The 20,379-nt window shown below is 70.2% G+C and carries 18 protein-coding genes and 2 pseudogenes; 8 read left to right on the forward strand and 12 right to left on the reverse strand.

Translation table 11 applies throughout. The annotated features are described in order from the left end of the window. Window positions 1-4: 4 nt before the first annotated feature. The gene (locus ACTWJ9_RS18815; protein ID WP_279335396.1) at window positions 5-1,957 is read right to left on the reverse strand and encodes an MFS transporter; all 1,953 of its coding nucleotides are present in this window, start codon (window positions 1,955-1,957) and stop codon (window positions 5-7) included. 202 nt (window positions 1,958-2,159) lie between these two features. After that, complete coding sequence (locus ACTWJ9_RS18820; RefSeq protein WP_443294470.1) at window positions 2,160-4,772, reverse strand: D-alanyl-D-alanine carboxypeptidase; 2,613 nt, start codon at window positions 4,770-4,772, stop codon at window positions 2,160-2,162. A gap of 247 nt (window positions 4,773-5,019) precedes the next feature. On the opposite strand from ACTWJ9_RS18820, the gene ACTWJ9_RS18825 reads away from it, so the two are divergent. The 3 genes from ACTWJ9_RS18825 to ACTWJ9_RS18835 all read left to right on the forward strand — a co-directional run bounded on the left by ACTWJ9_RS18825 (window position 5,020) and on the right by ACTWJ9_RS18835 (window position 7,405). Beyond that, window positions 5,020-5,778: a GOLPH3/VPS74 family protein gene (locus ACTWJ9_RS18825; protein ID WP_279335399.1), complete on the forward strand. Its 759-nt coding sequence runs from the start codon at window positions 5,020-5,022 to the stop codon at window positions 5,776-5,778. 352 nt (window positions 5,779-6,130) lie between these two features. Beyond that, window positions 6,131-6,988: a helix-turn-helix domain-containing protein gene (locus ACTWJ9_RS18830; protein WP_279335400.1), complete on the forward strand. Its 858-nt coding sequence runs from the start codon at window positions 6,131-6,133 to the stop codon at window positions 6,986-6,988. Between the two features lie 225 nt (window positions 6,989-7,213). Continuing rightward, window positions 7,214-7,405 (forward strand): DUF397 domain-containing protein, encoded by a 192-nt coding sequence (locus ACTWJ9_RS18835; protein WP_279335401.1) that lies wholly within the window; start codon window positions 7,214-7,216, stop codon window positions 7,403-7,405. A 160-nt stretch (window positions 7,406-7,565) separates the two neighbouring features. Here the strand turns inward: ACTWJ9_RS18835 and ACTWJ9_RS18840 are convergent, their stop codons facing one another. From ACTWJ9_RS18840 to ACTWJ9_RS18850, 3 genes and pseudogenes are all read right to left on the reverse strand, one after another. After that, complete coding sequence (locus ACTWJ9_RS18840; protein WP_443294471.1) at window positions 7,566-8,438, reverse strand: MerR family transcriptional regulator; 873 nt, start codon at window positions 8,436-8,438, stop codon at window positions 7,566-7,568. A gap of 123 nt (window positions 8,439-8,561) precedes the next feature. Next, window positions 8,562-9,071: a glutathione peroxidase gene (locus tag ACTWJ9_RS18845; protein WP_384208008.1), complete on the reverse strand. Its 510-nt coding sequence runs from the start codon at window positions 9,069-9,071 to the stop codon at window positions 8,562-8,564. 9 nt (window positions 9,072-9,080) lie between these two features. Next, window positions 9,081-9,230: pseudogene (locus ACTWJ9_RS18850) on the reverse strand (transcriptional regulator); the annotation flags it as partial. Here ACTWJ9_RS18850 and ACTWJ9_RS18855 point away from each other — a divergent pair. Beyond that, window positions 9,224-9,928: pseudogene (locus tag ACTWJ9_RS18855) on the forward strand (MFS transporter); the annotation flags it as partial. The pseudogenes ACTWJ9_RS18850 and ACTWJ9_RS18855 overlap by 7 nt on opposite strands. Here the strand turns inward: ACTWJ9_RS18855 and ACTWJ9_RS18860 are convergent. Both ACTWJ9_RS18860 and ACTWJ9_RS18865 read right to left on the reverse strand, forming a co-directional pair. Next, on the reverse strand, window positions 9,919-10,170 hold the full coding sequence (locus ACTWJ9_RS18860) for a hypothetical protein (RefSeq protein WP_279335406.1): 252 nt from the start codon (window positions 10,168-10,170) through the stop codon (window positions 9,919-9,921). The pseudogene ACTWJ9_RS18855 and the gene ACTWJ9_RS18860 sit on opposite strands and share 10 nt — an antisense overlap. Before the next feature lie 184 nt (window positions 10,171-10,354). Further along, window positions 10,355-10,642, reverse strand: a complete 288-nt coding sequence (locus ACTWJ9_RS18865) for a hypothetical protein (RefSeq protein ID WP_443294472.1) — start codon at window positions 10,640-10,642, stop codon at window positions 10,355-10,357. A gap of 304 nt (window positions 10,643-10,946) precedes the next feature. On the opposite strand from ACTWJ9_RS18865, the gene ACTWJ9_RS18870 reads away from it, so the two are divergent. Next, window positions 10,947-11,558 (forward strand): TetR/AcrR family transcriptional regulator, encoded by a 612-nt coding sequence (locus ACTWJ9_RS18870; RefSeq protein ID WP_443294473.1) that lies wholly within the window; start codon window positions 10,947-10,949, stop codon window positions 11,556-11,558. Further along, window positions 11,555-11,965: a DUF6069 family protein gene (locus ACTWJ9_RS18875; protein WP_443294474.1), complete on the forward strand. Its 411-nt coding sequence runs from the start codon at window positions 11,555-11,557 to the stop codon at window positions 11,963-11,965. Before ACTWJ9_RS18870 ends, ACTWJ9_RS18875 begins: the two co-directional genes overlap by 4 nt. A gap of 1,117 nt (window positions 11,966-13,082) precedes the next feature. On the opposite strand, the gene ACTWJ9_RS18880 is transcribed toward ACTWJ9_RS18875, so the two are convergent. The 3 genes from ACTWJ9_RS18880 to ACTWJ9_RS18890 all read right to left on the reverse strand — a co-directional run bounded on the left by ACTWJ9_RS18880 (window position 13,083) and on the right by ACTWJ9_RS18890 (window position 15,117). Continuing rightward, complete coding sequence (locus tag ACTWJ9_RS18880) at window positions 13,083-13,910, reverse strand: SAM-dependent methyltransferase (RefSeq protein ID WP_443294475.1); 828 nt, start codon at window positions 13,908-13,910, stop codon at window positions 13,083-13,085. 137 nt (window positions 13,911-14,047) lie between these two features. Continuing rightward, entirely contained in the window at window positions 14,048-14,257 is a 210-nt protein-coding gene (locus tag ACTWJ9_RS18885) for a DUF397 domain-containing protein (RefSeq protein WP_443294476.1), read from the reverse strand. An 8-nt stretch (window positions 14,258-14,265) separates the two neighbouring features. Further along, the gene (locus ACTWJ9_RS18890) at window positions 14,266-15,117 is read right to left on the reverse strand and encodes a DUF5753 domain-containing protein (RefSeq protein ID WP_443294477.1); all 852 of its coding nucleotides are present in this window, start codon (window positions 15,115-15,117) and stop codon (window positions 14,266-14,268) included. 233 nt (window positions 15,118-15,350) lie between these two features. Between ACTWJ9_RS18890 and ACTWJ9_RS18895 the strand changes: the two genes are divergently transcribed. Beyond that, the gene (locus ACTWJ9_RS18895) at window positions 15,351-15,764 is read left to right on the forward strand and encodes an ATP-binding protein (RefSeq protein ID WP_443294478.1); all 414 of its coding nucleotides are present in this window, start codon (window positions 15,351-15,353) and stop codon (window positions 15,762-15,764) included. A 51-nt stretch (window positions 15,765-15,815) separates the two neighbouring features. Here ACTWJ9_RS18895 and ACTWJ9_RS18900 read toward each other — a convergent pair whose 3' ends face one another. Beyond that, complete coding sequence (locus tag ACTWJ9_RS18900; RefSeq protein WP_443294479.1) at window positions 15,816-16,292, reverse strand: hypothetical protein; 477 nt, start codon at window positions 16,290-16,292, stop codon at window positions 15,816-15,818. 65 nt (window positions 16,293-16,357) lie between these two features. Next, window positions 16,358-18,490: a restriction endonuclease gene (locus tag ACTWJ9_RS18905; protein ID WP_443294480.1), complete on the reverse strand. Its 2,133-nt coding sequence runs from the start codon at window positions 18,488-18,490 to the stop codon at window positions 16,358-16,360. Between the two features lie 339 nt (window positions 18,491-18,829). Between ACTWJ9_RS18905 and ACTWJ9_RS18910 the strand changes: the two genes are divergently transcribed. Next, window positions 18,830-20,203 (forward strand): MFS transporter, encoded by a 1,374-nt coding sequence (locus ACTWJ9_RS18910; protein WP_279335419.1) that lies wholly within the window; start codon window positions 18,830-18,832, stop codon window positions 20,201-20,203. The last annotated feature ends 176 nt before the right edge of the window (window positions 20,204-20,379 follow it).

The following is a 20,379-nucleotide window of genomic DNA, read 5'->3' on the forward strand; positions in this document are numbered from 1 at the left end:
CGCCTCAGCGCAGCTCGTCCGGGCACGGCGTGCCGCGCGGCACGGTGTACGGCGCCGCCAGCCGGTACGTGCCCGGCTTCGGCGCGATCAGCACCGTCCACCGGTCGCCGTTCGCGTCCTCCTCCGTCTCCATCAGGCAGCCGTTGACGTTGTCGTACGTCTTCGGCACGTCCTCCGCGCCCCCGGCGCCGCCCCTCTCGGAACGCTCCTCGGACTCCGCCGTCTCCTGCGGCGGCTGCAGCTTGTCGCCCTCCGCGTCGACGATGCTCAGCCACGGCGAGTACGGGATGCGCACGAGGATGCGGCCCGCCTCCTCGACCCGCATCGTCATCCCGCCCTGCTCGGCCCGCTCCACGACCGTGTTCGGCTCGGCCAGCGGAGTCGGCTCGCTCACCTCGAACAGCTGCCAGTTCGCGTCGCCCCAGACCTGCTTCAGATAGGGCAGCCCCCGCTGGACCAGCTCCCGCTCCCGCTGACCGCCGTCACCGTCCGGCTCGTCCTTCGGCAGCACCACGAAGTGCACCGCCCAGCGCTTCAGCCATTCGTGGTAGTTCGCCGAGTTGAGCGTGTCGTCGTAGAAGAGCGGATTGCGCTCCATGTCGGCCTGCCGGTTCCAGCCCCGGGCCAGATTGACGTACGGCGCGAGCGCCGAGGCCTCGCGGTGCGAACGCGCCGGCACGACCTCCACCCGGCCCCGCTCCGCACCGACCTCCTGGAGCTCGTTGACCAGCGGCGCCAGCTCACGCGCCCAGGAGGCGGCCGGCGTGGTGTTGACGACGTCGTCGGCCGACTTGAAGCCGATCCACCCGACGAACCCGACGGACGCCACGACGAGCGCGTACCACCTGAGGCTCCGCGGCACCGTGAACGGCAGCGCCGCCACCAGCGCCATCCCGGCGAACAGCATCGCCAGCCGCGTCATGTTGGAGCCGATCTGCGAACTGACCAGCCAGACCAGCACCACCCCCAGTCCGTACACCGCGGCCGTGATCCGGACCGTGATCCACTCCCGGGGCACCAGGACGGCCACCAGGACCGAGAACACCAGCGGCAGGACCACCGAGCCGAACCCCATCGGCTGCGTCCCCGAGAACGGGAACATCCAGGCCGACACCGCCACCACCGCGGTCGGACCCAGCCCCAGCGCCCACGCCCCCGGCCGCCGCTTCTGCAGGAACAGCGCCACCGCCACCAGCCCCACGAACAGGCCCGCGACCGGCGAGGACATCGTGGCCAGCGCCGCCAGCGGCGCCGCGCACAGCGCCTTCGCCCAGCGCTTGTAACGCCAGCGGTGAGGCCAGCAGAACACCACGGCGACCGCGGCCAGCCCGAACATCACGCCCAGCCCGAACGTCACCCGCCCCGAGGCCGCGTTGCCCAGCAGCCCGAACACGCCCGCGAGCGCCGCCCACAGGGGATTGCGCAGACCGGGGAGACCGCGGATCAGCAGCATCGTCAGCAGCGCGGCCGACGCCGTCCCCACGAGCATCATCGTCGTCCGCACCCCGAGGAGCGACATCAGGTACGGCGACACCATGCTGTACGACACCGGGTGCATGCCGCCGTACCAGGCCAGGTTGTACGCGGAGTCGGGGTGCCGGCCGACGAACTCGGCCCAGGCGTCCTGCGCCGCGAGGTCGCCACCGCTGTTCGCGAACGTGAAGAACCAGACGATGTGCAGGACGCCGGCGAGAGCGGTGACGGACAGCACCGGATGCCGCAGCACCCAGGTTCGCACCGCGCGGACGGCGGCCCTGGGACGGGAGACCCGCGCGGGGGCGGGGACGGCGTCCGAGCCGGGTGCGGGTGCGGGGGCGGCGTCCGAGGCGGGTGCGGAGCCGCCCTCAGGGCCGGGTGCGCCGCCCGGCGGCCGGTCCGCCTCCGGCTCGGGTATTCGCGGGCCGGGCCCCGGGCCCGGATCGGCGTCGTCGGCGCGTGTCGGCTCCGCAGTGGCCACCTGAAGGCACTCCCCGTGTCCCGTCTTCTGTTCGCGTTCCGGTCGGCGGTCGCGGCCGTCCGCCGTGGTGCTGACATCCGCGCCCCGGTCACCGGCGACCTGCCCGTTTCGTGACGCTAGCACGCACCCCGCCGACCGGGGCCCAGGACGGGCTCCGGTCGGCGGGGTGCGATGCCCGCCGCTCGCCGGGGAGCGGGGTGGATCAGGCGATGCGCGTCAGCTTGTCCGAGAAGCCGGGCTCCACGAGGTCCTCCTGGAGAGCGACCGGCACCTTGACGGCGGCGCTGTCCTTGCCGTCACCGACGGTGAGCGTGCCCACCTTCGTGCCGGCCTTCTCGGTGTGCGGCAGGGCGTCGGCGGAGAGGTTCAGCTTCACCTTCAGGCCGGCCCAGCCGACCGCGGTGACGTCCTGGGTGACGACGACCGGGGTGCGACCGCCGAACCGGTCGTCGACGTACCCGACGACGTCGCCCTTCTTCAGGATCTTCTCCGAGGTCGGCACGTCCTGCGCGGCGAGCAGCGCGGTCTTGCTGACCGCGTTGACCAGGTCGAGGGTCGACGGTGCCTTGCGCTGACCGAGGATCGCGCCGACGACGGTCACCGTCTGGCCGTCGACCTTCTTGTGGGTGGCGAAGAGCAGGTTGCCGCCGGCCGCGGTGGTGTTGCCGGTCTTGAGCCCGATCGCGCCGATGGTGAAGGGCAGCTGGTTGTGGTTGCTCCAGTACTTGCCGGTCGGGTCCGTCCAGCTGGCCACACTGGTGATGGCCACCATGGCCGGGATCCTCATGGCCGCGCTGCCGAGCTTCACCTGGTCCTCGGCGGTGGAGACGGTGGTCTTGTCCAGACCGGACGGGTCGGTGTACGTCGTGTCGGTCATCCCGAGCTCCTTGGCGGTGGCGTTCATCTTCTCGACGAACGCCTCCTCGGAGCCCGCGTCCCAACGCGCCAGCAGGCGGGCGATGTTGTTCGCAGAGGGGATCATGACCGCGGACAGGGCCTGCTTCTGGGTGAGGAAGTCGCCGGCCTTGACGGTGTTGAGGGTGGACTCGCCCTGCTGGTCGTAGCCGCCCTCCTTCTCCGCCGTCGGGTCGATCTCGATCTTCGGGCCTTCCTCGCCCGGCTTCAGCGGGTGGTCGCGCAGGATGACGTACGCGGTCATGGTCTTGGCGACCGAGCCGATGGCGACCGGCTTCTGCTCACCGAAGTGGTCCATCGCGCCGATGCCGTCGACGCTCATCCAGCCCTGCCCCTCGTCGGGCCAGGGCAGCTTCACCTGGTCGCCGTCGAAGGTGTGGGTTTCCTCGGCGGTGAGTTCGAGCGTGGGGGCGGGAAGCGGGCGCATGTTCTGTACGACCGCGAAGACGATCACCAGCAGAATGGCCAGCGGCGTCCAGATCTTGACCCGCCGCACGGCCGTCCGCAGCGGGGTCTCCGGCGGCGGCGGGGTGTTGGTCAGCTCGGCCAGCAGATCCAGCGGAGGCTTGGGCGGCAGCGGCTGCTGCCTGGTCAGCTCCGGCCCGACCTGCGGGACCGAACGGGTGGCGTCGGCGGGGGCGGTGACGGGCGACGCGGGGGCGGGCGACGCGGAGGGCGGCACCCGGAGCGCGGTGGTGACGGAGTCCCCGACCTTCGGGGCCTTGCGCACCTCGGGGTCGTCCAGGTCCTTGAGCGGCACGAACTTGCTGGTGCGCTCGGCCGCGGACTCGGGCTGGGGGTCGGTGTCCGCGGCCTTGTCGGTGGCCTTGCCAGCGTCCTTGTCGGCCTTCTCACCGGCCTTCTTGGCAGCGTCGCCCAGCTTCAGCATGGTGGTGGGCTGGTCGACGGCGGGCGCGGAGGGGCGCGGGGCCTTGAAGACGGCGGTGGGCTGATCGGTGCGGGGCGCGCCGGGGGCAGCCTCGTCGGCGTCCTCGGCCTTCCCGGTGTCCTCGGCGTCGGTCTCGTCGGCCCCGGCGGTGGACTTGGCGTCGACGTCGTCGGTGCCGCTCGCCTTGTCCGCGCCGGCCTCGGGCGTGGCCTTGTCGGCCTTGTCGGCCTTCTTGGCGTCCTCGGGTGTCGCGCCCGGGTCGGTGCCGTCGCCGCCGTCGGCGGTGGGAGTGTCGTCCTCGGCGTCCGGGGCGTCGGCGGCGCGGGCGGCGGCGGGGGCCGCGTCGGCGTCGGCCTCCGGTGTCACCTCGGACTCGGACTCGGCCTCCGCGTCCGCGTCCGGTGCGTCGGTACCGTCGGCCCCGGAAGGCTTGCCTGAGCCCTCGTCAGGGCTCTCGCCGCCGCCCTGGGCGTCCTCCCGCTCGTCCTGACCGTTCCGCTCGTCCTGACCGTTCCGCTCGTCCGTGTCATCCCTGTCGGCGTTCTCGGCCTTCTGGGCGCCCTCCATGCCCTTCCCCGGCCCGTCCTGCTCCGCCTCGTCCGCCGACCGCACCCACGAGGCGGCTACGGCCTGCAGCCGCCCGTCGCCGTCCGTAGCGGAATCGTCACGCCCGTCGGATGCGGCTTCCTTCGCCCCGGACTCCGGCTCGGCGGAATCCGAGGCGTCCTCGTCCATCCGGTCGGCCCGGTCGTCTTCGTCCTCCTGCTCGTCGGTCTGCGCGTCGCGCACCGACAGCACCCGGGTGGCCGTATCGACTCCCCCCACGGAGCCCTTGGCCGACGCGGACGACTCCGACGGCGTCGCGTCCCGGCTCACCGTCAACCGGGGGTCCCGCTTCTCCGTGGAACCCTCCGCCTCGCTCCTGGCCTCGGGAACCGGGCCCGCGCTCCCCGGCGTCGGTTCTGCCGACGACTCGCGCTGCTTCGACCTGTCGGGGGACTCGCCCGCCACCGATGCCTCCTCCGTGCGCCGCGCGTCCGCGCGTACGCCTACCGAACCGTGAATCCGCAATTCGCCCGCCCGGAACAACGCTCAGCGGCGCTGTCCGAACCATGTACCAGTGTCCTGTGTGCGGGCTTCCCCCACGTGGTAGACGAGAACGACATACCTACCGGTTCCCTCACGAACCGGTCACGCGCCCTCGACAGACCAATGTGAGAGGGGTCACCCTGTCATTCATCCACGCGGGGAGGCATGGATGGGCAGGAGCCGAAGAACACTTCCGGAAGAGCTTTTGCTGCTGGCATTGGACCCGACCACGGGTACCACTGCGCAGCCGCAGTCGCTCGACCTCGGTCTGGCCGGAGCACAGCTAGTGGAGCTGGCGCTGGCCGGACGGATAGCCCCAGACGGGGATCGTATCGCCGTGGTGGTGCCACGGCCGACTGGAGATCCGACTCTGGACAGCGCGTTGGAGTTGCTGCGTAGGCGCGGCGCTCCGGTTCGGGCTGTCCACTGGATAGGCGGGCCGCGTCTCGGGCTCCGCCAGACCTACCTCTCGCATCTGGAGCGGTGCGGCATGGTGCATGCCGTGGCGGGCCAGATGTGCGGGGTGTTGCCGACGACTCGCTACCAGGCGACGGACACCGAGATCAGCCGGGAGATCAGGGCCCGGCTGGACTCCGCGATCCGCACCGGCGTGCCGCCGGACCCGCGGACCGCGGCGCTCGCCGCACTGGCGCACGCGGTGGGCCTCGGCAAACACCTGTACCCGGGGAACGAGGGTCGCTCCTCGCGCTCCCGGTTGCGGGACCTGATCCGGCACGACCCGATGGGCGGCCTGGTGGCGCATGCCGTGATGGACGTGCAGAACGGTGCGGCGGCCCAGCCGCGCCGTGGCGCGGCCCCGGCAGGCGGCCGTCAGACCACCACCGGCGGCCGGGGCGGACCGGAACCCGCCCGAGGGGTACCGGCCCAGCCGCGCCACGGATCCATGGCGCGCGCCGCCGCCCACTAGGCCGACGGCCGGGCCCCGCGGGGCCCCTGGTCGGCCACGGCACCACAGACCCGGTCACGGGAGCCGCTGTTCGAGCGGGGCGGAGAGAGTTCACGGCTCTCTCCGCCCCGCTCGGCATGCCGCGAACCGGTGGACGCCGTGACCGCTCGCAACCGCTCGACACCGCAACCGACCGACGTTACCCGTCCGCACCGGTCCGTGGCGTCACCACACCGCGAACTGCCGGACAGCGGCCGCATAACCGCTGTTTCCCAGCGGTAGGAAGCACCTTGGTGGCAGTCTGCTCAACACCAGATACGCAAAGTGGCAAGTACGAGTAAGTACGAGGCACGCAGCCGGAGGTGCACGTCCCGTGGCGTCCAATGTCAATCCCACCGTCAGGCGACGCCGGCTGGGCCAGGAGCTCCGCAGGCTCCGCGAGCTCAAGGGCATGACGGCCGAGGAAGTGGCGGAACGACTGCTGGTGTCGCAGTCGAAGATCAGCCGGCTGGAGAACGGCCGGCGCAGCATCAGCCAGCGTGACGTCCGCGACCTCTGCGGCGTCTACGAGGTCGAGGACCAGCGGATCGTCGAGTCGCTGATGCAGATGGCCAAGGACTCCCGCCAGCAGGGCTGGTGGCACGCCTTCGGTGACATCCCGTACAGCGTCTACATCGGCCTGGAGACGGACGCGGAGTCGCTCAGGGTCTACGAACCGCAGATCATCACCGGCCTGTTGCAGACCCGTGCGTACGCCGAGGCGATCGTCCAGGGCGGTTCGCCCGAGTCGTCCGACCAGGAGAACGACAAGCGGGTCGAGGTGCGTCTGCGCCGACAGGGCCGGATCACCGCCGACAAGGACCCGCTGCGGCTGTGGGTGGTCCTGGACGAGGCGTCGCTGCGCCGGGTCGTCGGGAGCGGCCAGGTCATGCGTGAACAGCTGGAGCACGTGATGGAGTTGTCCCAGCTGCCGCACATCACCGTGCAGGTGCTGCCGTTCGAGGTCGGCGCGCACTCCGGCATCAACGGCCAGTACTCGATCCTGGAGTTCGCGGACGCGGCCGACTCGAGCGTCGTGTACATCGAGGGCGTGACCAGCGACCTGTACCTGGAGAAGCCGCACGACGTGCAGAAGTACACCGTGATGTACGAGCACTTGAGGGCGCAGTCCCTGAACGTGGAACAGTCCCGCCAGCTCGTGGAACGCGTGGCGAAGGAGTACGCGCGCTGACCTCCCGGAGGGGAGGGCGGGATGCTACACCGCTGCCGTGCCTGACTGGAAGTATCTCTTGGGATATGCCACCCGGTCGAGTGAATGGCTGCGCCGGAAAAGGATGCCGACCAGTAGCGTCGATCACGCCAGCCACGAACGAAGGTTGGCGCAATCCGTTCTGCGGGTCCCTGCCGGAATGCGCAGCCCGGTGACAGCAACTCAGCAACTGGCTACGGAGCGAACATGGCAATTCGTCTGGGCACCACGGAAACGTGGACGACGTCCTCCTACACCAACAACAACGGCGCGTGCGTGATGGTCAGGTCGACCACCGTGGAGGCACTGGAGCTCGGGGACACCAAGATCCCCGAGGGCCCGAAGCTGGCCTTCCCCACGGACGCGTGGACCGCTTTCGTGGCCTCGGTGAAGGTCTGAGGAGGCCGGAACCGGACAGAGCTCCACGGAGCCCTCTCGACGAGACCGCCGTCCTTGCCGAGAGGGCTCGGCCCATCCCGTCACCCTCTCGGCCCGGCGAACGCCTCCCCGCGACCCGCCTCACCTCACCGCACGCACCGCACCATGTCGGCTCGACGGCTCACCGCACCGGAAAAGCGACGTCACACACCGGATCCTCCGCCCCGGCGGCCTCCCAGTCCGCGAAGTACACCTCCCTGCACGGTCCCGCGGCCGCCAGCCCCTCGGCCGCCATCCACTGCTCCACCGCCTCGAACGCGGCCAGGATCTGCGGATGCGCCACCTGCGCCTTGGTGATCCGGGTGTAGGCCAGCCGCTGGGCCGGCTCCACCCGCACCGTCGTCTCCCACGCCCGGCCCCGCGCCTCGGCCCAGGCCCGCGCCGCCGCCTCGTCGGCGACCGGCACACACGCCTCGGCAGGGCCGTCGCTCTCCATCGACACCTCGGCGTGGTAGGCGACGAACGGCACCCCGGCCACACCTCCGCACTCCGTGGCGCCCCGCTCCAGCCGTTCCAGCGCCGCCCCGATCCACGCGGGCAACTCGTCCGCCAGCGTGTGCCGCGTCTCGATGATCAGCACCTGCTGCGGCACGTCCACCGTCTCGACCGCGAACTTCCCGTACATCTCGGAACTCCTCCCTGAGAGCCGTCCACGGAGGAATTCGGCGAGTGTCCGCTGTCCGGCGATCCGGGCCTCGACGTCCGCCCAGTAGGCGGCGAGCCGGTCGGACGCGGCCGCACCGTCGTCCGCGTCGAGAACCTCGGCGATCCGGGCGAGCGGCATGTCCAGCTGACGCAGCAGCGCCACCGTACGGGCCCGCTCGACCTGATCCGTCCGGTAGGACCGGTAACCGGTGACCTCGTCGACCCGCGCCGGCGCCAGCAGCCCCAGCCGGTCGTACAACCGCAACGCCTTGGCCGACAGCCGCGCCCGCGCCGCGAACGCGCCGATCCCGAGCAGTTCCCCGCTCTCCGGATCCACCTCTGGGTCCACCGCGCCATCCTCCGTCGTCGGGCGGCCTCTCCGCCCGACGACACGAACGCTGGACCCTGCCCCAGGGGCAAGGTCAACGCGGCCCCGGAACCGGACGCCGGGGCGTCAGCCCTTGAGGGGCTGCTAACCGAGCGCGCCCTCGACCGCCGCCACGAGCTCCGCCGCCTCCGGCTCGGTCTGCGGCGAGAACCGGGCGACGACCTCGCCGTCCCGCCCGATCAGGAACTTCTCGAAGTTCCAGCGGATGTCCCCGCTGTGCCCCTCGGAGTCCGCGAAGCCGACCAGCCGCTCGTACAGCGGGTGCCGCCCCTCCCCGTTGACCTCGACCTTCTCGGTCATCGGGAAGGTCACCCCGTACGTCGCGGAGCAGAACTCGGCGATCTCCTCCGAGGTGCCCGGCTCCTGCCCCATGAACTGGTTGCAGGGCACCCCGAGCACCGTGAAGCCCCGCGCCGCGTACTTCCCGTGCAGCAGCTCCAGCCCGGCGTACTGCGGCGTCAGCCCGCACTTGGAGGCCACGTTCACCACCAGCACGACCTGCCCCGCATAACGCCCCAGCCCGGCGGACCCACCGCTCAGAGCACCGATCTCGACATCGAGGGGAGAAGAACCGTTGGTCTCTACAGTTGTCATACCCGGATGCTAACTCCGCCCGTCACGGGACATCCCCGTACCCGCCTCCAAGAGCACCTCACCGGCCGCCGACCGTACGTACAACACGGACCGCCCCGCCCGGCCTCACCGCTCCACCAGCCCCGCCTCCAGCAGCACCCGCAGATGGCGGCCTGGCCCTGCCCCGCCGCCGCCCGCGCGCCTTTGGCCGCCCCTCCGTACGAGCCACCTGGTGCGCGAACGCCGCCCTCTGGTCGTCCCCACCCCGCCGTCACGTCTACCTGGCGCTGTGGATCCCCAACGGCCTGATCGTCGGCTGCGAATCCCTCTACGTCCCCTACGCCCCCGAGGCCGCCGGCACCCTCTTCGCCTGCGCCGCCTTCGGCATGCTGGTCGGCGACATCATCATCGGCCGCCTGGTCCCGCCCAGCCGCAGAGCCCGCCTGGGCACCCCGCTCCTCCTGCTCCTGGCCACCCCGTACCTGCTCTTCGCCCTCCACCCGCCTCTCCCCGTGGCCGCCGTCCTGGTCGCCGTGGCCTCGGTCGGCTTCGGAGCGAGCCTGGTCCACCAGGAGCGCCTGACGACCCTCACCCCGCCCCACCTCTCCGGCCACGCCCTCGGCCTCCACTCCTCAGGCATGCTCACCCTCCAGGGCCTCTCCGCCACCCTGGCCGGCACCCTGGCTCAACTGACCACCCCGGCAATCACCATGACAGCCCTCGCGGCGACGTCCCTGACGGTGACGGCAGCACTGGCGGCAACGTCAAGCCGCCACAACAAACGACACGCATCGACGGAGAGGCCGGCACCCTCAACCCCCACCATCGGGTCGCGAACCCCAGCCGCCCACGAAACCAAAGACACCGATCACACCTGATCGCTGTGTTTCTCCTTCTCCTCCAGGCTCCTCGCCATCCAGGCCCGACAAGCCCAGCGGGCAAGGGCACCCACGGCCAGGGAGACGAGGATGGCGCCCCAGTCGATGACATGAGGCAACCCGGGGAAGAACGCGAAGAAGGCGAGAGCCGCGACAAGCCCCGCAACGAACGACACGATCCCGGCCCGGCGCCGACGCATTTCAGATCCCGGATCCGTGCCCGGCCCACGCTGCTCGGTCATGAATGACTCACTTCGTGATGTGGTGACACTGACTTACTCGCTGTACCCCGTTGACGTAGAGGTGGGCGCATGCCTTGCCGTAATGCGGCAGACGCTGTGGAGAGTTGTTGCGCACGGGGTCGATCTTGCATTCGCTGTGCGTTCTGCCGGGGGACGTCCGGTAGGCCCTGTTGTTCGTGTCGGCTTAGGTGAAGTCGATGCGCCAGTTGCAGAAGCCGCTGCTGAGTGCGCCCACGAAGGCACAGTCGACATCGGCGTTCTGGTAGGTGATCTTCTTGCCGCTCCCGCGGACGGCGTGCGTGAACATGCACCCGGTCGGGATCTTCATCGTCACGCCACCGACGTTGTACTCGAAGGAGCGGACCGGGGCCGACCCGATCGCGCCGGCATGTGCCGCGGATGGCGTCGTGGCGATGAGGGCGCTCGCCGCAGCGAGTGCGGTGGCCAAGCGTACGACACGCGACCGCATCAAGGTGATCTCCTCCTGGTTGTTCCTGCGAACGTCGGGAACAACCAGGAATTGCCCTTCCGGTTGTCTGCTGTCGGACGGTTTCACCATCACAGGTGATCACGTGACTGCTGCGCTGACCTGCAGAAACGTTACCCGGGGTCGCCAGTGCCGGCCGTCGGCCCTGAGGCCGGGAAGCCCTGGTGCTCCAACCGTGGTTGTGGATCTTGGCGGACTGTCGTCGGCGGGCAGTCGAGTGCGGGAAAAGTGGGCGGAGTGAGGACTCACTCATTGACGGAGTGAGTCCTCACTCCGTACTCTCGCGGTCATGACAACACCCAGAGAGAACCCGACCACCCGCCGCCGCGCCCCCGGCATGTCACCGGAGCAGCGCCGCGCGATGATCATCCAGACCGCGATCCCGCTGATCGCCGAGTACGGCGCCGCGGTGACGACCGCGAAGATCGCCCGCGCCGCGGGCATCGGCGAGGGCACGATCTTCCGGGTCTTCGCCGACAAGGACGAGCTGCTGCAGGCCTGCATGGCCGAGGCGCTCTCTCCCGAGCACGCGGTCCGCGAGCTGGACGCGATCGACGTGTCCCAGCCGCTGCCCGACCGGCTCGCGGAGGCGGCCGAGGCGCTGCAGGCGCACCTGTCCCGGATGGGCGCGATCGCCGGCTCGCTGGGGCATCGCGGCGGCAAGCACCCCGGCACGGTGCGCGGCGCGGGCCGTGACGAGTCGACGACCCGTATCCGCGCGGCCCTCGCGGAGCTGCTGGAGCCCGACAGGGCCGCCCTGCGCCGGCCGCCGGAGCAGATCGCGGCCCTCTTCTTCGGGCTGCTCTTCACCCAACCGCGTACGGAGGACGAGCCCGACCTGACCCCGCAGGAGCTGGCGGAGGTCTTCCTGCACGGGGCGCTCTCGGGGGGCGCCGAGTGAGCACGCGGAGAAGGCGCCTGGGGGTTACGGCGCTGGCCGTCCTGGCCCCCGTCCTGGTGTGGCTGGTCGCGGACCCCCTGCTGGGGCACCGACTGCGGATCGCCGACGGCGAGCAGACACTCGACATCGGCGCCGTGCCCGTGGCGGTCGTCGCACTGCTCGCGTCGCTCTCCGGCTGGGGACTGCTGACCGCCCTGGAGCGGTTCGGGGCGCGGCGCGCCCGCGCCATCTGGACCGGGGTGGCCGGCACCGTACTGGCCGTGTCTTTCCTGCCGTTCATCGGCGACGGCATGGACGGCGGCACCCGGGTCTCCCTCGCTCTGATGCACCTGGCGGTGGCGGCGGTGCTGATCCCGGGGCTGGGCGGCAGGTCCCCTGAGGCGGGAGCCGGTGCCGCCAGGGGATGACCGCCGGCACCAAGTACGCCGCGAACAGCACCAGATGGAGGCAACCCTGCCAGAGCGTCGCGCGGCCGGGGATGACCGTCAGAGTGCCCACCATGGTCGAGATGAAGAGCGGTACCTGGTGGGTCGGGCCGAGGCCCAGCAAGAGCGGACCCTCGCGCCGGATCGCTGCGATGCCACCGCCGGGATGGTCAGGCCGATGCCGGCGATGTCGGAGCCGTAGGCGAGGTCGGGGGAGGTCTGGGGGTGGGGTCGGAGACGGGTGCGGCCACCGGTGATCATCGGCGTGTGAAGACAGAAGATCAGGCGGTGGCCGCTGGTCACAGCGTAGACCCGGGCCGTTGGGACGATGACTTCGCAGGGCTGGTGCGGCACATAGCCGGACGGTTTGCGCGTGCCGAACCCCGCTGTCGGGTGGGGAAGTTCGCCCGAGGGCGGGAGACCCATCTCGCCCATCGGGGATGGTGTCCCTGTGGGTGGTGCAGGGGATCTCCGCGGTCCCTGCGCTGCGGGGCCGGAGACGGGTACCGTGCCGAAAACCGTGAGCAGTCGGCGGCCATGTGTCACGTAAGCGCTCAAACGAGCGACATGAGGACAGTGGTGGCCAAAGTGCTCACGATTTTGGGACAGTGTGTCCTCCCCGGGGCGTGGGCGCGTGTCCCGGCATCACCCACGTCGAGGCCGCCGTCCCACCGGGCGGTCGCGGAACACCGCCCGCACGAGCAGCCGACCGCCCCCGACGAGACCCGATGCGCCGTCACTCGATTTCACGCCCGCCGGGCGGCACGACCGTCCCCGACCCGCGACGCCGCCTTCAGGTCCCTTGCACCACCCGCAGGGACACCATCCCATCGGGCCGGTCGGATATGGGGGGATGCCATCGGGTCATCCCCTGCCTGTAGGGGCGCCTTCAGCGGCGCTGATCCGGTACTCCACGGTGTGGGTGCCGTGGCCGAGCAGGTACTGCGCACTGGAAGTGCTGGTCAGCAGCTGGTAGTCGTCTTGCCTTTGGTGTTGTAGAGCTTGCGAGAACGGTCTGCGGTTTCTCCTCCAGGCTCCTCGCCATCCACACGACGGGTAGGGGGACGACCCGTGGTCGACCCCCTACCCGCCTGCCCGGCTAAGCCTTGCGCCCCACCCCGCAGAAGGCGTCCACGTCCTTCGCCTCGTCCTCGCCCGAAGCAGCGGCCTCCGGCCGCCACTCCGGGACCCGTACGACGCCCGGCTCCACCAGCTCCAGGCCGTCGAAGAACCCGGCGATCTCCTCGACCTCGCGCACGTAGTACGGCACGGCGCCGCTCGCGTTGTAGGCGTTCGAGGCCGCGACCATGCCCTCGCTCGTGGCCGTACTGTCGCTGATCACCAGGTAACTCCCCGAGGGGAGCCCCGCCATGAGCCGGCGCACCAGATCACGCGCCTGCTCGTGGTCGGCGACATGGCCGAGCGTGTTGAGGATCATCAGCGCGACGGGCTGGGACATGTCCAACGTCCCGGCGGCGGCCCGCAGGACGGACTCCGGGTCGTGGAGATCGGCGTCCAGATAGGCGGTCCGGCCCTCGGGGGTGCTGGTCAGCAGGGCATTGGCGTGGGTCAGCACGATCGGATCGTTGTCGACGTACACGATCCGCGCGTCCGGAGCGACGCGCTGCGCCACCTGGTGCGTGTTGTCGGCGGTCGGCAGTCCCGTACCGATGTCCAGAAACTGCCGTATCCCCTGCTGCCCGGCCAGATGCCCGACGGCCCGCCCGAGGAACCGTCGACTGGTGTGGGCCACGTCCACCAGCCCGGGGAAGATGTCCTTGATCTGGTCCCCGATCTCCCGGTCGACCTTGTAGTTGTCCTTGCCCCCGACGAAGTAGTTCCAGAACCGAGCCGAGTGCGGCTTCGTCGTATCGATGCGGGCACGTGTCTCGAAACCGGCACTGTCCGGGGTGGTGTCCTTCGACACGGCTGAGCCTCCTGTGATGAGCGCGATCAGTGCGCCCAACGTAGGCGAACGTGACCGGATTTCACCCTGGTTGACGTCGAACCCAGCGACCGAAGCACTTGTTCCAGCCACTTCACCGCGTGGCAGAGCGCCTGTTGTTACACCGAAGGCCCCGGTGGGACCTTCAGGCCACCGACGAAGGCGGCGAACACCGGAGCGGGGACGGAGAGAGCGGTACGGGCCGGGTACTTCGAGTCGCGGATGGCTATGCGGGCGTCATCAGACTCCGCGATCTCCACGCAGTCGTTGCCTTCACCGCCACCGGAGAAGGAGGATTTGCGCCAGCGAGTAGAGGAGTGGGCGGTCATTGGGTTCCTCACAGCTCCTTGGTCAGCTCATGGATGAGGTCACGTGACTGATCTGGGGCAAGCGACCGTTCATTCACCCTACGGAAGAGCTTCCGGAAGTGTTCCAACTGGGCCTCGGAGTCGAGGAGTGCTGTGCCGTGAGGAGCGTCGCGTACCACGGTGTCCAGCCGGGGGACCGGTCCACCCAGGTGCACCATGGTGCTCCCGGCGCCTGCGAAGTCGTCCAGTGCGAAGGGAATGACCCGGACCGTGACATGGTCGGCATCAGACATCTCGAGGATGCGCATCAGTTGAGCCCGAGTCGCAGCACGTCCGGCAACTTTGATCCGGAGCGCTGCTTCATGGATCACGGTGTCGTACGGGATCGGATCCGGGCCTTCGGTGATGATCTTCCGCCGCATCCTGTGTGACACCCGGTGTTCCACCTCCGAGTCCGGGAATTCCGGGTTCATGTAGGCGAACAGGGCCCGTGCGTAGTCCTCCGTCTGAAACAGCCCCGGTACGTGGATGGCCGCCACGTCCTTCCGGAACTTTGCGTGATGCTCCAACTCGGCGAGATCCAGGTAAGCGGCGGGCAGAAGACCTCGGTAGTCCTCCCACCAGCCTCGGGCCCGCTCAGTTGCCATGGAGACCAACGCGTCGATCAACTCGACGTCCGGGCAAGCGTAGTTGGCGGCAAGGCGACGTAGTCGCTCCTCGCTTACGCCGGCGAGGGCAGATTCGATGTGGCTGATCTGTACAGGGCTCACTCCGAGCAGCGCCGCTGCCTCCCGGGCGGCGAGCCCCGCGGCGTCACGGAGGCGACGCAACTCGGTCGCCAGTCTCAACTGACGTGCCGTCGGTTCGCGCCTCAAGGCCATCGACTGCTCCCCAATCCAATGTGCCAGTGAGTGCAACTCGTTCGGGGTCAGATTACGCGAACCGGCTTGCGTGACATGAAGAATTAGACCTACCGTCGGTGACGTGTTGGGCGCGCTCCGTGTGGGCTGGGGCGTCGGAAGTGCACCGCTTCGCCCTGTCATGGCGTGGCGGCAGTGACACCGTCGCCCGCCTCCTGCAGCGCTCCCGACTCCCTCACCCGACTGGAGTTCGCATGCCCGAAACCGAACCGTGGGAGTACTCGCTGTACATCCCGAACGACCCGAGAGCCGTCACCATCTGCCGTCGCACCCTGCGTCTGATCCTCACCATGCACGGCCTGGTTCGCCTGGTCGACGTCGCGGAGCTGGTGGCCACGGAGTTGGTCTCCAACGCCGTGCGTCACACCAAGGGGCCGGCGGCGCTGCGGGTGCGCTGGTCGGCCAACGGCGTCCTGCGGATCGGGGCGTGGGACGCGGACCCCTCCCCGCCGGAGCCTCCGCGGCCCTTCACCTCGGAACTGGAGGGAGAGGGCGGGCGGGGCCTGGCTCTGGTGCGTGCCTGCGCCGACGTGTGGGGCTGGCATCCGCTCTCCCGGTTCGGCAACCGGGGCAAGTACGTGTGGTGCGAGCTGGGCGTTGCTGGGTAACTCCAGTCGGCACAACCACCAGGGTGCCGCCGATCAATTCGGCGGGCATGCTTACGGCAGGTCGGTGCGTCCCAGCCAGGCGGGCTTGACCGGGACCCCGTCCGCGTACCGCTCGACCTGCTGTTCCGCGGGCTCGGGTGCCGCGGCGACGGGGGCACTCGGCGCCTCCGCCACAGGTTCCGGGACAGGCTCCGGAACGGTTTCCACCACAGGCTCCGGCGCGGTTTCCGGCGCCGGTTCCGGGGCGGGGGGCGCGGCGGAGTCCTCGATCAGTTCCGCCACCGTGAACCGGGTGACGAACGACTGCCACGCCCCGTCCACGACGAGCAGGAACCCGTCGTCCTGCCGCAGGAGCCGACGGCGCTTGGGGTTTCTGGGGTGCGGGGGCGAGTAGCTTCGCGCCCGTCGTTCCAGCTCCGCGAGTGCCTCCTCGCGCTCTCCGGTGACGTGAGCGAGCACGTATGCCTCGGTGTGCTTGCGTTCTCCGACCCCCATGGTGGTCTCGATGACCAGGCCCCAGGTCGTCATGTTCTTTGTCCCCCTCGTCCGCCCTGGCCCCGCCTCCGAACCGGCACGGCCGCTCGACGGCGGCACTATTCCACGTCGACGCCGTAGTCCCGGACCAGTTCCTCCAGGCCGCCCCGGTATCCCCTGCCGCCGGTGACGAAGTCCCAGTCGCCGTTCGCGCGGCGGCGGAAGGAGCCCAGTACGAGGGCGGTCTCGTCCGGGCGGCCGTCGGAGACGTGTAGTTGGCCGAGCGGGGTGCCCTCGGAGTCCAGCAGCCGGATGCCGGCGTCGGCGAACCCGGACAGGTCGGCGCCGGGGTTGGCGACGGGGTCGACCGCGGCGATGACGACGAGACGGTCGGCGTGTGCCGGCAGGGCGTCGAAGGAGACCTGGACGGCGGCCCTGTCGGGCGCGACGGGGACGAGTGTGCGCACCGTGCCGTCGGGTGTGCGGGGATTGTTGTAGAAGACGAAGTGGTCGTCGTCCAGGACCCGGTTGCCGTGGCAGACGAGCGCGCACACGTCGAGGGCGACGTTGCCCGACCAGTACATGCCCAGTACGTTGTGGTCGTCCGCGCCGGTGTCGCCGGTGCCGGTGCCGGTGTCACCGCCGGTGTCGCCGCCGGTGTCGCTGTCCAGTGCCGTCCGCTGAGCGGGCACCGGGCGTTCGCCGCCGCCCAGGCGCCCGCGCAGCCCGTGGCGGTGCAGCAGGTCGACCAGTTCGGAGCCCGCCACCAGTTCCAGGGGTTTGCCGTTGGCGAAGGTGTGCGAGCCGGGGCCGAACGCGGAGGTGGTGACCAGGACCCCCTTGTTGGCGCCGGCGTCCTGGACGGTTCCGTACAGGTCGCGGACGGCGGTCGGGGGGACGGTGTTGCGGTAGCGCTTGACCTGCACGACGATCTTGCCGCCGCGGATCGGGGCCGGGTCCAGCGCGTCGACGTCGACACCGCCGTCGTTCGAGCGCTGGGTGGTCACGGCCTGCATGCCCATGGCCCGGAACAGGTCGGCGACCAGCGTTTCGAAGGCGACGGGGTCCATCTCGTACAGATCCGGCTCCTCGCCGTCCCCATGGGTGACGACGTTGTTGCCGACGTCCTCGGGAAGCCGGCCGGGCCGCACGGGCGTGTACTGGTCGGGGCGCGAGGACAACTGCCCCCGGAGGCCGTCCACCAGGCAGTTGACCGCGTTCACCTGTTCCAGGTGCAGCGCGGCGAACGTCGCACGCGGAGCCATGACGGTGGCGAGGAACATGGGCGCCCGTCTGCCGGTCACCGGGTCGTGATCGTCCACGAACCCGTTCAGCGCGACCGATTCCAGCGCGCCGAACTCGTCGGCCGCGAACAGGTCCCGCAGCACCAGCAGGAGGCACTGCGCGAGTACGTCCCGGTACAGGGTGCGGCGTTGGGTGACCGGTCGGGGCGACTCCTTCACCTGGTCGGCGTTGATCAGGTAGCGCGCCGACTTCGCCTCCGGGACGACGTCGTACCTGGGCAGCTCCCAGTTCAGCACCAGCTGGCGCGCCCCCGGGTCGTACGCCGCGGACAGCCTGCGGGGCAGGTCCTCCGGCCAGCCGGTCGAGGCGTAGAGGGCGGCGGAGAAGTACTCCACCGCGGCCTCCGGATCTCCGTTGCGGAGCCCCGTCGCCATCTCCGCGACGCCGGCGTTGTGCCGACGGATCTCGGCCGACCGGGCCTCGGCCCACTGCTGGTACTGCGCCTGATAGGTGGCCAGTTGGTGCAGGCGCTGCGCTTCGGCGGCCTGTGCGGCGTGCCAGTCGCGCTCGAACCTGGAGCGGGCCTCCGCCTGCGCCTGCGCCCGCCGTGCGGCGGTCCAGCCGCTCTGCTGCGGCTGGTACTGATGCTGGTTCGGGTCCGGCATGGGGAGGGGGTGCGCGAGCTGTCCCGGGGCGAACGCCTCGATCTGCTCCGGCCGGGCGAGCGCGTCGGCCCGGAAGGCCGGAGCCCGGCACCCCGTCGTCAACAGGCCCTGCAACGCCTCGACCTGCGCGTCGAGTTCCTGCGTACGCCGCCGGGCCTCCGCCTCGCGCTGCTCCCGGTACGCCGCTTTCTGCTCACGGTAGCTGCGGGTGATCTCCCGCTGGTGGGCGCGCTGTTGACGCTCCTGCTCCCGCTGGAACCTGGCTTGCGCCTCCTGTTGACGTTGCTGTTGGCGCTGCGCCTCGGCCCAGACGGCGACCAACCCATTGGAGCGACGGCTCATGCTCGACAGGCCCTCCCCACCGGTGACCCGGCATGCGTGCACCCGGCTCCGGCCCCATAACCAGCAGTGATGGAAAGACTCTAGTCGGCAACCGGTCGCGCACCCGCACGCTTGCTTCAAGTGATCTTCACTTCACCGTCACCGACCTCGGGAGGCGCCGAGGCGGCCTCCGGGGTGCGGGCCGGACGGGCCCGCGATGGTGCTCTGCCGCCCGTGCTCAGGGGCGTCAACTCGAACCTGTGTCAGAGGTCTTGTGCCCCCGTGTGGCGTGTGGCACAGTCCAGCGCCACCGAGTGTCAAAAAATGACATCCAGTGCCATACGCTCCGGGAGCCCCGTTGTGAACCAGCAGCGAACCGCGCAGGACGGCACCGACGCCCTGCACGCCACGGCGAGCCGCAAAGCGGCCTTCCGTCTCTTGCCGATCCTGTGCCTCACGTACTTCATGGCGTTCGTGGACCGCACCAACGTCGGTATGGCCAAGACGTCGCTCGAAGCCGACGTGGGCATCAGCGCCGCGGCGTACGGCGTCGGCGCGGGCATCTTCTTCCTGAGCTACGCGCTCCTGGAGGTGCCCAGCAACCTGATCATGTACCGGGTCGGGCCGCGACGCTGGATCACCCGGATCGCCGTGACCTGGGGACTGCTCTGCTCCTGCATGATGTTCGTCCAGGACGAACTGTCCTTCTACATCGTCCGGTTCCTGCTCGGCGCGGCCGAGGCCGGCCTGTACCCGGCGCTCATGTACACCGTCACGATCTGGTTCTCGCAGAAGCAGCGGGTGACCGTGGTCGGGATCCTCTACCTCGCCGTGTGCGCCGGTTTCGCACTCGGCGCTCCCCTCGGCGGCGCTCTCATGGAGCTCCACGGAGCGGGCGGGCTGTACGGCTGGCAGTGGATGTTCCTCGTCGAGGGCCTGCTCACCGTGGTCGTCGCCTACTTCGTGTGGCGCCTCGTGCCCGACCGGCCACAGGACGCGAAGTGGCTGACGGCGCGGGAGGCCGCGGTGCTGAACGAGCGCGCGGTCGTGCGGACCGCCCCGGGGCACGGCACCCTGAAGGGCAACGCCAGGATCGCCTTCGCCCGGCCGTTCATCCTCGCGCTGTCCCTGATCTACTTCGCGAACCAGGTCAACAGCGTGGCGATCCAGTACAACTTCCCGTCCATCGTCGAAAGCCTCGACGTGGAAGGGTCCTTCCTGATCGGTGTGGTGAGCGGCAGCGCCGGCATCGCCTCGTTCATCGGCGTGCTCGTGATCCCGTGGATCCAGCGCCGTGTGCAGAGCGAGGTCCGGGTCCTGACGTACGTGACGCTCGCCACGGTCCCGGTGGCGGTCGCGTACAGCGTCTCCGACGGTGCGATCCTGCGCATTCTGCTGATCGACGCGGCGATGCTGCTGCTGGTCGGCATCCTCCCGCTCTACTGGTCGGTCGCGATGGCGAGGATGTCCGGGCTGATGGCCGCGGCCGGACTCGCGTTCATCAACACGGTCGGGCTGCTCGGCGGGTTCGTCGGCCCCTATCTGTACGGACTCGCCGAGGGCCGGGGGAGCGAGTCCGCCGGACACGCCGTGCTCGTGGGCGCCGCCGTCCTCGGCGTGCTGCTCCTGCCGGTGCTGCATCGAACGGTGCGTTCCGAGGACCGGCGGGCCGGCCAGGGCGCCGGCCCGGGCTCTCCGGCCGGTGGGGAAGCCGGTGCGGAAGCGGTGAAGTGACCCTGCGGAACCGTGTCGTCGCCGCCCGGACCGGCCCGTTCGGCGGGTGGGCGGCGTCGACCGTACGCGGGGGCGGCGGCCGACCCGGCCTCCCCCCGCGGCCGTGGTCATAGACTCACGGATTCACGGGTTCACCGACTCACGGGCGCACGGCGACTTCGTGCGGAGACGCCGAG

Origin of the sequence: Streptomyces sp. GDS52, assembly GCF_052246875.1 — a bacterium.
GTDB lineage: Bacteria > Actinomycetota > Actinomycetes > Streptomycetales > Streptomycetaceae > Streptomyces > Streptomyces cathayae.